This window comes from Blautia stercoris (genome assembly GCF_054657695.1).
Genome location: NZ_BAAHYF010000001.1, coordinates 1,263,605 through 1,276,237 on the forward strand (window position 1 = coordinate 1,263,605; position 12,633 = coordinate 1,276,237).

Genomic DNA, 12,633 nt, shown 5'->3' on the forward strand with positions numbered 1-12,633 from the left:
AATTTGCCTAAATATCTCTGTTGACACTTTTATTATACTCTTAAATGTTTTCTTACAGAAAGAATACTTCCAAAGAATCCGATTCCAATTCCAAGACCTAACCCGACCGGAAGTAAAATTCTGAATACATGCCATACGTCAAGGAACTGAAGGAAGCCTGTGAGAAGATGGAATTTTGTCATTACATAGTTAATGACCTGATTATAAAGTCCATACAGCACTGCCATCGGAATTACTGCACCGATAATTCCCAGAATAATTCCTTCAATTACAAATGGAACTCTTACAAAGAAATCCGTTGCACCAATCAGCTTCATAATTCCAATCTCTTCCTGTCGTACAGAAATACCCATTGTGATAGTATTGCTGATAAGGAAAAATGCAACCGCAAGTAAGATAAAAATAATTGCTAATGATACATATCCAATCAGTTTATTGAATGTAGACAGGGTTTTTGCAGCCGACTGTGACTGGCTTACCTGACGCACGCCATCCATCTTTTCAATTTCTTTTACTACTTTATCCTGTGATTCTACATTTTTTAAATAAACCTGATAACTCGCTGAATTTGCAAGAGGATTATCCTGATCACGGAATCCTTCTGCAAGTGTGTCATCACCACCAAGGTATTCATCCCGAAATGCTTCCCATGCCTGGTCTGCAGATACATACTCTGCACGTTCTACTTCCGACATTTTTTTGATTTTAGAACCGATATCATCAATCTGTTCCTGTTTCACACCCTCATCAAAATAAACGACAACTGCTACTCCTTCTTCTGCGGAATGAACCATGTAACGGAAGTTCATAACCAGAGAGAGGAAAATTCCAAACAGGAAAATACAGGCTGCCATAGTTGCAATCGATGCCAGGGAAAATCGGATATTTCTCCAGATATTTTTAAATCCCTGTTTCAATATGTATGTCATCGTACTAACTCTCATACTGATATCCACCTTCTTGTTCGTCGCTGATGATGACGCCTTTCTTCATCGTAATTACACGTTTCTTAAATGCATTTACGATTTCTCTGTTATGGGTAACTACAAGAACGGTCGTTCCGCGCTCATTAATTTCCTCAAGCAGTTTCATAATTTCAAAAGAGTTCTTCGGGTCAAGGTTTCCGGTCGGCTCATCGGCAAGCAGAATGTTTGGACGGTTTACAAGTGCTCTTGCAAGTGCCACCCTCTGTTGTTCTCCACCGGAGAGCTGATCCGGACGAGATTTATATTTTTCTGCAAGACCTACCAAAGTCAATACTTCCGGCACTCGTTTTTTAATCACACGTGTCGGTTTTTCAATTACCCTCTGTGCAAATGCCACGTTTTCATAGACATTTCTGTCTTTGAGCAGACGGAAATCCTGGAATACAACTCCAATTCCCCTGCGGTATTTTGCGACCTTTCCGCGTCTTAACTTATTTAATGCATAGCCATTTACTGTAATTGTTCCGGCTGTCGGATCAAGTTCTTTCAACAGAAGCTTAATCAGGGTAGATTTACCTGAACCGCTGTTTCCTACGATAAAAACAAATTCACCCTCATCTACGTGCAGACTCACATTGTCAAGTGCCGGCTGACCCTTGCTGTATGATTTACTCACGCCATTTAAATCAATCATAAAAATCCTCCTGTTTTCCTGATATCTGACCCCTCTTTAAGATATCAGTAATCAAGTGTTTCCATATACTTCATGTATTTTACTACCATCAACGCAATCTTAAATGTAATTGCATCTTCAAACACCCGCAAATCCAGACCTGTACTCTTTTGCAGTTTATCCAGACGGTAAACCAGGGTATTTCTGTGTATATACAACTGTCTGGAGGTCTCTGAAACATTCAGGCTGTTCTCAAAAAATTTGTTGATTGTAGTCAAAGTTTCTTCGTCAAAATCATCCGGTGATTTGCTGTCGAATATTTCCCGAATGAACATTTTACAAAGTGGAATCGGAAGCTGATAAATCAGACGTCCAATACCAAGTGAACTGTAGGCAATTACTTCTTTTTCACCAAAGAAAATCTTTCCAACATCCAGTGCCATACGTGCTTCTTTGTAGGAACGTGATACTTCTTTTAATTCTTTTACAATCGTACCATAAGCAATGTGGGTATTGCTGTCTTTTTCAACTCCAAGGGTTGTCAGAATTGTATTTGCAATTTTATCCACCTGTGGGTAACTGTCGCTTTCTGAAAGTTCTTTTACAATAATAATACTTTTCTCATCGACTGCTGTGACAAAATCGCCATTCTTTCCTCCGAGAACATTTTTTACGTTCTCTAAAGAACCATAGTCTTTATCCTGGTTGGTTTCCAGAATAAATACAACCCTGCGCTGGTCAACTTCGATGTGTAATTTCTTTGCTCTGTTATGAATATCAACCAAAAGCAGATTATCTAACAACAGGTTTTTAATAAAGTTATCTTTGTTAAAACGCTCTTTATATGCAGTCAGAAGACTCTGAATCTGAAAAACAACCAGTTTTCCAAGTGTATAGACATCCTCTCCTGCACTGTTAATCACCAGTATATATTCTAACTGATGGTCATCATGCACTTTAAAATACTGATATCCTTTAATTACCTGACTGTCTGCTTGTGACTGTGCAAAAGCCAACACTTCATCCTCTGTACATACAGTTTCAGAAAAGGTCGATGCGAGCACTTTCCCTTCTGTATCAGTAATGCACAAATCTGTTCTGGTTATGGAACGAAGTCCATCTAACGTGTTCTGTAATACCTGGTTTGAAATCATGTATATACCCTCTTTCATCATATAGTTTATTCTACGCCATACAGCTTTAACTTTCTTTTTTTGGCTGTTCTGACACGCATTGTTCTTTCCCCAAAAAACAAAAACCTCACTTTATATAGTAATACATAACAGAAAAAAAATAAAGGGAAAATGCAAAATATTACATATTTTTTTCAAAATGTAACATTTTGTTCATATTTTCTCTTTATCATTTTTGCAGTGATGTCTCTTAATTTTTCTCATCCTCATTGAACTGGGAGACTAATTTTTTAAAAGAATTTTTCTCCAGTATTTTTTCCAACCAGCGTTTTTTTACACCGGTTTCTTTCTGGATTTCTGCACGTTCTCCAAGACAGAAAAAAACTCTTGTATTCATTTTTTTTCGATGTTTTTTTACAAAACGCTCGATACTGAAATCTCCGGAACACCCTAAAACCGCCTGTGGTGCAAATGCATTAATATCATTGATAATCTTATCGCAGTCATCCTCACTGCCATCTTTTAAACTGCCCTTTCCAAGAACCACGATTTCAGGATATTTCTCCTTGACGTAATTAAAAAATGCATTGGCCTCTTCTTCCGTCTCTCCAAGCAGATAAATCTGATTCTGATAACGGGAGAGATACCAGAACAAGGTTGCAAAGAAACTATGCCCAAGCACTTCCTCTTCCATACGCGTGTCATCCATATTTGCAGCCTCTAATACTTCCGGTTCATCCACAACTCCCTTATCCAGACTGTCGATGTATTCCTTAAGTTCCTCATCTTTCTGCGCTGCAAGAAGAATTTTCATGTTAATCACACCGTAAGTTGCCAGAACATCATCCCTGTTCCAGTTTTCGTTAATATTGTCCATTACTTCGTCCACATAGCATTTCTCAACTGAAATACCCAGAACTTGTATTTTTTCACTCATAAAACTTCTCCAGTAATTTTTAGTAACGTGGTTCATCACGTGTTTGTCTTTTTACTATAGCAGAATGGAGTGATTTTTTCAACCCTTGTCCCCTCACAGAGACAGTTCCTGTCTATAAAAAACATTCGTTTTTCTTACACAAATCTTTAATCACTTCACCTGCTATAATCAGACCGGCTACCGATGGAACAAATGCCGTACTTCCCGGAATATTACGTCGTTCCGTACATTTATGTTTTGCTCCGGGAGGGCAGATACAGTTGGTTCTACAGCTGATTGACATATCCTCAATTGGACGGATTGGCTGTTCTTCTGAATAAACGACTTTTAATTTCTTTATACCTCTTTTTTTCAGTTCTCTTCTCATGACTTTTGCAAGCGGGCAGACTTTTGTCTTATAAATATCTGCTACTTTAAATGCACTCGCATCTAATTTATTTCCTGCCCCCATACTGCTGATAATCGGAATATTTTTCTCTTTTGCCTTCATGACAAGTTCCAGTTTCGCTGTCACGGTGTCCACTGCATCTACCACATAATCATATTCCTCAAATGGAAATTCATCTGCATTTTCAGGTAGAAAAAAGGTCTTATGAATTCGAACATCCGCCTTTGGATTAATCTCAAGGATTCGCTCTTTCATCACATCTACCTTGTATTTACCCACCGTTTTTCTTGTCGCAATAATCTGTCGGTTTAAGTTGGTCAGGCAGACCTTATCATCATCAATCAAGTCAAATGCTCCGACTCCACTTCTAACCAGTGCTTCACAGACATAACCGCCAACACCTCCGACACCAAACACCGCAACTCTGGAATTTTCCAGACGTTCCATTGCCTCTTTTCCCAACAGCAATTCTGTTCTTGAAAATTGATTTAACATTTCTTCACTCCTTATATCATAAAGAGGCGGATGCATCTTTCCTTACATCCGCCTTCATAACCTATTCGTCTAATATGTTGATTTTATAATATCTGTTCCCACTTGTCAAGACATTGGGGACGGAGTTTTGTGGCATTTTAAAGCATAAAACTTTGCTCTAATAATTTACCTGATGGCTTATACTAATTTCTCAATCATTTTAAGAATCCGTCCAGCGCTTTTTCTAATTTCTTCTTCTGAAATTTTTCCCAAATGATAGGCTTCTCTTATGTTTTTATCATCATCCATATTTCCCGGCATAATAATATCATTTCCGGCTGCTACACATTTCCACGGAATACTTCCATCTTCCGGAACCGTCGTATTCCAGTCAGACATTATCACACCTTCAAATCCCCATTCTTCTCTTGCAATTTTTGTACAAAGATCCTTACTATTTGCAGCATGTACTCCATTCACCAGATTATAAGAAGACATCATTGCAACTGGATTACTGTTTTTTACTGCAATTTCAAATCCTCTGAGATAAATCTCACGAAGCGCACGTTCTGAAATATGAACATCTACTCCCATTCTGTTATCTTCCTGATTATTACATGCAAAATGTTTAATGGTTACACCACAACTTTTTTTACTCTGCACGCCTTTTGTAACTGCTGCTGTTAAAGTTCCTGCAAGGATTGGGTCTTCTGAATAATATTCAAAGTTTCGACCACATAATGGATTTCTATGTATATTCAATCCTGGTGCAAGCCATAACTGAATGTGGAACTCTTCCATTTCATCTGCAATTTTCTTTCCAAATTCTTCCATAAGTTCAACATTCCATGCCTGTGCAAGCACTGTCCCTACTGGAAATGCCGTACAAAACTGATAATAAGTATCTGTATCTTCATGTTTTTCCTGTTTTACAAGGAATCCATTTTCCAAAGCTCCAAGCACACCAATTCCATAGACCGTATCTGTTTTTCTATCCACTTCATAGCACTGCTGTAGTCGAATCCCCGCCGGACCGTCTGCCATAATTAAAGACGGAATTTTATATTTATCAAATAATGCTTCTGTCGTTTCACCTGCTGTACCTGGAACTTTAATTCCTGCTGCTCCTAAAGTACTTGTTGTTTCTGAAATATTTCCATATAAAAGTGGAATCAGTTCCTCCACCTCATATTTTTCTTCTAGCACATCCCGATAGGCTATACTCTTTTCTTTCTTCGGAACAAATATACATGTTGAAAATTGCTTATCTTCTTGCACCATTTGTCTCTTGTACTGGTTTTCAATTAAATCTGACTGGAATTCTAATTTTTCTGTTTCTTCAAGTTCTACATCGCTTTCTATTTTAATCTGTGCACTCAATTTTGCCGTATCCAAGCAATTTCCAATCCATATTCCATAATTTCCCTCTTCTATCATCCACACATGTTTTTTCTCAACAAAACTCGCAAATGCTTTTTGTTCTACTTTAATTTCCAGATTTTGTGTTTCTCCGGGCTTTAATTCTCTTGATTTGCATGAATCATCTGACGTACACGGTTCTCTTTAAATACTGTTCTCGTGATAAACTGGGAGTACTGAAGATTTACCTGGTCCTGCTCATAATTACTATTATTTGTAAATTCTGCATAGCCGATAATGCTAAGTTCCCGTTCTTTTGGGGAAGCATTAGTAACACTTAAATTCCATACTTCATAAGACTGATTTAACGGTACATAATATCTTACTTCTGAACGGATTTCGCTATAATCTGCTATCATTTTTGTATAAGCAGTTCCATGATGACATTCACTTTTATAACTTTCAAGGTCTTTTCCTACCGGCTGCCAAGATGCAGACCAGTAATCTGTTGTTTCATTATCTCTTAAGTAAATATATCTTCCCGGCTGGTCAAACTGATTAAAGATATAACGCAGAATTCGTCCATTTGCTCCTGATTTTGCAAAGCTGTATCCTCCCGCATTATTCGATACAATCGCTCCATATTCCGGAGAACCAAGATAGTTTACCCAAGGTGCCGGTGTGTCTGGTCTTGTAATTACATACTCCTTTCTTTCCTCATCAAAATATCCATATTTCATATTTTTAAATCTCCTCTCACTTCTTTGTGTTTAATATATCTTTTTTCGGAAGTGTGATATACAAGATTATCCTTAAAAATATCAAATTCATGACCTAAACATATTGGGGACGGAGTTTTCTGGCATTTTAAGCCAGAAAACTCCGTCCCCAATAATTATTTTCTCAGATACATCTGTTCCCCAATCAGCCGACGTACTTCATCGTAGTCCACTGGTTTATTAATATGACTATTCATTCCAACCTCAAGTAACCGCCTCTGGTCTTCCAAAAATACATTTGCAGACATTGCAAAAATTGGAAGATTCGCATCCACTCTTGGTCTCTTACAAATTACTTTTGTAGCCTCCCAGCCATCCATAATCGGTATCTGAATATCCATTAAAAAATATTTCTCATTTATTTTGCTTCTATTGCATTTGGATAAATTCTCTGCATCGTCTTATCATCATAATGCTGATCCAGCCAGATTTGAAGACTGTTTTTTGCCTCCACCTGACTGCTTCTCTCATCATATCGAATGAGTGCCAGACAGGACATCATAATATTACAACTCATGAATACAATTAAAACCCAGGTCACCATTTTTCCAATTTTTATCGGTATCTTTTCAATTCCTTTTTCAAAAAACGGAAATAATTTCTTGAACCATACAACAGCCGCAATTCCCCAGAAAAAGCAATATAATAGGTTAATTCTTCCACCCAGGTTAAATGGAATCTTGCTATAATCCCAGAATACTTTTCCAAACATCATTTCGGTAAATACACTACACAAATACTCATAGGCTCCGCCAAGCAAAGTTCCTGCGGTAAATAAAAAACTGTCACTTTTGTCTTTATATTTATAAAGTAAGGCAGTAACTGCACCAATTGCAAGCCCCCATACAATACTAAAAGGTCCCCACACCACACTGCTTCTGCTCATCCATATGCCTGCTGTGATACGGCAGAAAATCGTCTCTGTGATATCTCCTAAAAATGCCCCGATGAAAAACAGCATCACTATTTTATAAAAACCACATCCTGCCGCAAATATCTCTTTACTGGCAGTCACTGCCTCGGCTTTCACAGCCTTTGGATACGCCTTATGAATACGTGACTGTACATGTACCGTAATCCATCTTGCAATTTTAGCACTGATAGAAACAAAACGATTGTTTGCTTCCTCCCATTTTTCCAGTTTTTCACTTGTTCCTCGAAGCAAAATATAAGAGGCCAGTGCATCAAATGCCAAAGCTCCGATTAAAATCAAAAGAATAAAATGAATTAAAAATTCCGGACAGATATTTAGAAAATCAAGCAAGAGCCGATTGCTCCATTTTACAATTACATAGCCTAATGCACCCCAGATGATTGAAAATGGAAGGCAGATATATCCATCCAGATTCCACTTAATATCTGAATAATCCCACCATCTCTCATGATAAATTTTCTGAATCAGATGCCCTGCAATCCATTCTACCACAGAAGCATAAACTGCCGAAAATAAAAACAGCCATAATCCGCTCAGTTCCTGTAACCATATGGTAATCAATACTGCGCCAATTCCATAAATAATACAAAACGGACCATTGATTAATCCTCGATTTACCACCTTTCGCTGTCTTACGGTTGCAATGACTGTCTCCAACACCCATCCCAAAAAAGAATAAATTAGAAACAGCCATAATAATTCATATCCCGTAAATTGATTCATCTAAACTCCTCCTCTCTCGTACAGCTTTTGCCTGAGAATCTTTCCAACTGCTTCTGAAAACTGATTCATATCTTGAATCTTTATCCAGTCTCTTCCAAAAATTCTCTGCGCAGTTTCCATCTCACGACTGCCTCCCGTAAAAATTCCAATTACTTCGATTCCTTTCTGTCTTAGTGCATGAACTTCTTTTTCGGTATCTAAAACGGCAATTTCATCCATATATTCATTATTTTTGTAAAACACTCCCTCTCCGATTTCCTGATCATCCTGCGGACTTGCATCCGTAAGCACTAAAAGCAGTTTTTTCTCTTTTTGGCTCTTTTCCATCAGATATCCCGCTGCCCGAAGCGCAAGACCATCCCTGTTATTTCCGGCCGAAACATAGTGAAACAGCTCCTCTTCCCTTTGTTTTTTTTCATACTCTTTAAAAATGCGCATCACAGTAAATCCCCGGATACTACAATAAGAAGAAATCTGAAATGGAATCTGGCATGTTCTAAGTGCCTTTGTAAGCACACAGGCTTGTGCAGAAATAAATTCTTGCTGTTTTTTTCTCGAAGAAGAGGCATCCATTAAAATATCAACCGAAAATTCCGGACATTCTTTTTCTTCTTTTTGTTCAAACACTCTGGGATTTCCAAGATAAACTACTTGCCATACTTTTGGAGCATAGATTGTTCCATAACGTGCCAGTTCAACAGATTGTTCTTTTTGTGTTTCTACAAAAATCCGAAGCTGCTGTACTAATTTTCTCGCACTATTTTCATAAATCACACGATTCTTTTCAAAATATTCCTTATTCTTTTCATACTGCACCTGACACTGTTTTTGAAACTCCCGGATCTCACCAGATTCTTCATTCTGTTTTGCTTTCTCTCCCCTTGTAAACAGCAGATGCGTATTCTTATGATTTCCAATACAAAGCCGTTTTTCTATTTCTTTCCGTTCATACTCACTATAAATACTTTGACCAAAACACCCCTCTACATACTGTTTTGCCTGTTCCGGATTATTCTTTAAAGAAAATTGAAACAAATAATGCTTTTTTTGTTCCAAACTTCCCGCATATCCACCCTCTGTCTCATTCTTATCTTCATAGTTTTTTGTCCGTACATAAGTTGCACTAACCTTTCCAAAAGAATGAAAGGCAGACGAAACCCTCTGTAAAAAATAAATTCCTGTTTCTTTCTTTCTTAAAACAGGCTTATAAGAAAAATAATGTTCAAACACTTCACTGCTTTTTTCTATCATTTCTTCTAGTGTCATTTTTCCTGAAAAATCAAACTCCGAAAGAAGCGCCTGTTCTTCTTTTTTTAATCCCGACGATTTTCCAAGAATCTGACTGCAGTGTCCATTTCGAATCCGGTCAATCAGTGAATATTCTTTCTGACTTCGATAATGCCGTACTGTTTCTTGTGCATATTCCTTTCTCAATTCTTTTAAAGAAGAACGACTAGTCTGTTCCTTTTGATATACTGCATTTTCCAGTCCAATCCAGAACAGCCCCTCAAGCGTCTCCTGATTTTTCCCATTCAGCATCTCAAAAAACTCTTCCATTTTTTCCCTATTATACCATTTGTAACAAAGTCCGATAATCAGATTCAGATAAATATCGGCCGTTCCATCCAAGGAAAATGCCAGAAAAAGAGGTTCAAAATCATAACACTGTGCCGCTGACCATATAAAATTTTTTGCTCGCTTTGCTTCTATTCTATCTTGTTCTTCCATCTTTCCCTCAGTCAAAAAATATCCTTTCGCTCCACTTTTCGTGAAATTCTTGCCCGAATGGTATCCCGAATTAATGTCTGTTCATACTCGTCAAATGTTTTATTCGTAATTCCCATATCAAGTGCTGTATAAACTGACACCCCTTTTTCTATCAATGCAATCGCATCTAATAATCCTCGAAGATCTAATGCTTTTGACGAAAGTTCACCATGTTCACATTTTTTCTGGAGTTCCAAAAATACTTCAGCAAATTCGACTGCCATCTTCTTTCTCATTGCCGGATATTGATCTAAAATTAGTTTTACCAGATTCCCTGTTGAAATCATTGGCATCTTTATCACAACAAATCTCGATACCAGAGCTTCATTCAGTTCTTTTGTTCCAAAATATCCATAATTCATTGTGGCAATCAGTCTGGTCGCCGGATGCAGTTTCATACGCTCATATCCCGGAACATCAATACACCTTCTAAAATCCAAAGTCGAATGTAAGACTGCCATTGCCTCGCTCTTTGCCATATTAATTTCATCTAAAATCGCAAAGCCTCCGTATTTGGCTGCATTGTAAATCGGTCCCGGACGAAACTGCACCTCTCCATTTTTAAACGTATCCATTCCAATCAAAGATGCGGCATCTGTTGCCACATGAAAAGAAATATCCCACTTCGGTCTTTGAAACACTCCCGCCAGATTTTCTGCAAAAATATTTTTCCCCGTTGCTTTATGTCCAACTAAGAGCAGATTCTTTCCACATAACAGAGCACTGACTGCCTGCTCCCAGATTTCCCTGCCATAATAAATGGTATCCGGCATTGGAATCCTGTTTTTTTGAGTTTCTTCTACAGAAAAAGAATCTCTGGTTTTTCTGATTTCTTCCACTAACTCTTTTCTAATTTCTAATTGTTCCAGTAAATCTCTCAATGTCTTTTGCTTCTTTCTTTTTTTATTTTTCATTATAAAAAAAATAGCCTGTAAAATCAAATCTGATTTTACAAGCCATAATTAATGATAAATACAAAAAAGCGGGTGATGGGAATCGAACCCACATATCCAGCTTGGAAGGCTGGTGTTCTACCACTGAACTACACCCGCATCGCAATGCATTAACTATAATACCACACTTTTCAGAAAATGCAAGCATTTTTTTTATTTTTTATTTTGCAGAATTCTCCATACGTTTTAATTCTGGCAATATGGTACTTAACATTGTGATAAAACAAAAACTTCCACCAACCACATTTGATACCGGCTCTGCCAGAAATACACCTCTTGTTCCCATATGTAACGCATAAGGCATCAGATAAGTCAGTGGAACAACAATAAATACCTTCCGAAGCAGAGAAAAAAAGATTGCCTGTTTCTTTTTATTAAGTGACTTAAATACTGTCTGTCCAATATACTGCAGATCCATAAAGATAAATGCTGCAAAATACTGTTTTAATGCAATCACAGCATCTTTCATTAGTACTTCATCTGAACTGAAAATCCGAATTAGCGCATGAGGTGCTAAAATAATTACACTCCACATAACAGCCGTATATCCCAAAATCATACTTGCCATTATAACTCCTGCTTTTCGCACACGTGCCGGACGACGGGCTCCATAGTTATAACTCAAAATAGGGGAAGCACCCTCATTCATTGCATAAATCGGAGTTTCTACTAACTGACGCACACTCGAAACAATCGTCATAACAGAAATATAAATATCTCCACCTGTGACAGAAAGCACATTATTACAGCAAATGCTCACCAGACTATTTGTAAGCTGCATGATAAATCCAGAAGTGCCCAGACTGACAATATTCTTCGCATATCCGATGCATTCCGAAATCTCTTCTTTCTTAAGAAAATGAACTCTTAATTCAGCTCTTCCGGTAAGAAAGAACAAAACAAATACTGCTGACAGACTCTGAGAAAGTACCGTTGCAATTGCTGCACCACGCACTCCAAAATTCAATACAAAAATAAACAACGGATCAAGTAGTAAATTTGCAATTGCTCCAATTGCAACCGAAAACATTCCGATTGTTGAATGTCCCTGAGCATTGATAAAAGGATTCATTCCTACTGCAACCATAGATGGCAGTGTTCCAATCAGATAGATCATCATATACGGATATGCATAAACCAAGGCGCTCTCTGAGGCTCCAAATAAAATCAAAAGCGGCCGGGCAAATAGTAATCCAATCATCATTAAGACAACCGCACTGCAACAGACCATCGAAAACGAGGTATTCATGATACGTCCTGCTTCCTGCTCTTTCTTCTTTCCTCTGTAGATAGAAAACAACGGAGCACCACCGCTTCCAAACAGATTTGCAAATGCAGTAATAATTACAACCAAAGGAAAGCATAACCCTACTGCGCCAAGTGCTGCCGTTCCCACCTCTGGAATTCTTGCGATATACACACGATCTACAATATTATATAAAAGACTCAAAATTTGCGCTACAAGCATTGGAAGAGCTGCACCAAGAATATTTCCCGTCACAGTTCCATTTTCAAAATCAATTCTCTTCATTTTTACTCATTCCTTTTCTTTTTTAGGATAAAGCTACATTATAGAAAACTCCGTCA

10 protein-coding genes, 1 tRNA gene and 2 pseudogenes are annotated in these 12,633 nt (G+C 37.7%); all 13 read right to left on the bottom strand.

The annotated features are described in order from the left end of the window. Window positions 1–32: 32 nt before the first annotated feature. Window positions 33–944: a permease-like cell division protein FtsX gene (gene ftsX / locus ACYQ2D_RS06070; RefSeq protein ID WP_117455248.1), complete on the bottom strand. Its 912-nt coding sequence runs from the start codon at window positions 942–944 to the stop codon at window positions 33–35. Continuing rightward, window positions 934–1,620 carry a cell division ATP-binding protein FtsE gene (ftsE, locus tag ACYQ2D_RS06075; protein WP_022303713.1) on the bottom strand — a complete coding sequence of 229 codons (687 nt, stop codon included), beginning with the start codon at window positions 1,618–1,620 and terminating at the stop codon, window positions 934–936. The genes ftsX and ftsE overlap by 11 nt, the downstream gene beginning before the upstream one ends. Before the next feature lie 44 nt (window positions 1,621–1,664). Then, on the bottom strand, window positions 1,665–2,753 hold the full coding sequence (locus ACYQ2D_RS06080) for a PucR family transcriptional regulator (RefSeq protein WP_022303712.1): 1,089 nt from the start codon (window positions 2,751–2,753) through the stop codon (window positions 1,665–1,667). 229 nt (window positions 2,754–2,982) lie between these two features. Next, window positions 2,983–3,669, bottom strand: a complete 687-nt coding sequence (locus ACYQ2D_RS06085; RefSeq protein WP_459784900.1) for a WecB/TagA/CpsF family glycosyltransferase — start codon at window positions 3,667–3,669, stop codon at window positions 2,983–2,985. Window positions 3,670–3,781: 112 nt separating this feature from the next. Continuing rightward, window positions 3,782–4,552, bottom strand: a complete 771-nt coding sequence (locus ACYQ2D_RS06090; protein WP_022303710.1) for a tRNA threonylcarbamoyladenosine dehydratase — start codon at window positions 4,550–4,552, stop codon at window positions 3,782–3,784. Window positions 4,553–4,729: 177 nt separating this feature from the next. Next, a pseudogene (locus tag ACYQ2D_RS06095) lies at window positions 4,730–6,064 on the bottom strand (glycoside hydrolase family 3 N-terminal domain-containing protein); the annotation flags it as partial. Beyond that, window positions 6,061–6,630, bottom strand: a pseudogene (locus ACYQ2D_RS06100) (GH36-type glycosyl hydrolase domain-containing protein); the annotation flags it as partial. The pseudogenes ACYQ2D_RS06100 and ACYQ2D_RS06095, both read right to left, overlap by 4 nt. 155 nt (window positions 6,631–6,785) lie before the next feature. Further along, window positions 6,786–7,010, bottom strand: a complete 225-nt coding sequence (locus ACYQ2D_RS06105) for a response regulator (RefSeq protein WP_118701037.1) — start codon at window positions 7,008–7,010, stop codon at window positions 6,786–6,788. A 17-nt stretch (window positions 7,011–7,027) separates the two neighbouring features. Next, complete coding sequence (locus ACYQ2D_RS06110; RefSeq protein WP_118701038.1) at window positions 7,028–8,326, bottom strand: putative ABC transporter permease; 1,299 nt, start codon at window positions 8,324–8,326, stop codon at window positions 7,028–7,030. Beyond that, complete coding sequence (locus tag ACYQ2D_RS06115) at window positions 8,327–10,054, bottom strand: vWA domain-containing protein (protein ID WP_118701093.1); 1,728 nt, start codon at window positions 10,052–10,054, stop codon at window positions 8,327–8,329. It abuts the gene before it with no gap. Between the two features lie 11 nt (window positions 10,055–10,065). Next, on the bottom strand, window positions 10,066–11,007 hold the full coding sequence (locus tag ACYQ2D_RS06120) for an AAA family ATPase (RefSeq protein WP_459784901.1): 942 nt from the start codon (window positions 11,005–11,007) through the stop codon (window positions 10,066–10,068). 67 nt (window positions 11,008–11,074) lie between these two features. After that, window positions 11,075–11,145: transfer RNA gene (locus tag ACYQ2D_RS06125), tRNA-Gly, on the bottom strand. A 61-nt stretch (window positions 11,146–11,206) separates the two neighbouring features. Beyond that, complete coding sequence (locus tag ACYQ2D_RS06130; protein ID WP_459784902.1) at window positions 11,207–12,577, bottom strand: MATE family efflux transporter; 1,371 nt, start codon at window positions 12,575–12,577, stop codon at window positions 11,207–11,209. Window positions 12,578–12,633 lie beyond the last annotated feature (56 nt).

Bases quoted from the DNA above. Each gene is read 5' to 3' on its own strand.
- ftsE (WP_022303713.1), bottom strand. From the start codon at position 1,620: ATGATTGATTTAAATGGCGTGAGTAAATCATACAGCAAGGGTCAGCCG.
- ACYQ2D_RS06090 (WP_022303710.1), bottom strand. From the start codon at position 4,552: ATGTTAAATCAATTTTCAAGAACAGAATTGCTGTTGGGAAAAGAGGCA.
- ACYQ2D_RS06110 (WP_118701038.1), bottom strand. From the start codon at position 8,326: ATGAATCAATTTACGGGATATGAATTATTATGGCTGTTTCTAATTTAT.
- ACYQ2D_RS06080 (WP_022303712.1), bottom strand. From the start codon at position 2,753: ATGATTTCAAACCAGGTATTACAGAACACGTTAGATGGACTTCGTTCC.
- ACYQ2D_RS06115 (WP_118701093.1), bottom strand. From the start codon at position 10,054: ATGGAAGAACAAGATAGAATAGAAGCAAAGCGAGCAAAAAATTTTATA.
- ACYQ2D_RS06120 (WP_459784901.1), bottom strand. From the start codon at position 11,007: ATGAAAAATAAAAAAAGAAAGAAGCAAAAGACATTGAGAGATTTACTG.
- ACYQ2D_RS06105 (WP_118701037.1), bottom strand. From the start codon at position 7,010: ATGGATATTCAGATACCGATTATGGATGGCTGGGAGGCTACAAAAGTA.
- ACYQ2D_RS06085 (WP_459784900.1), bottom strand. From the start codon at position 3,669: ATGAGTGAAAAAATACAAGTTCTGGGTATTTCAGTTGAGAAATGCTAT.
- ACYQ2D_RS06130 (WP_459784902.1), bottom strand. From the start codon at position 12,577: ATGAAGAGAATTGATTTTGAAAATGGAACTGTGACGGGAAATATTCTT.
- ftsX (WP_117455248.1), bottom strand. From the start codon at position 944: ATGAGAGTTAGTACGATGACATACATATTGAAACAGGGATTTAAAAAT.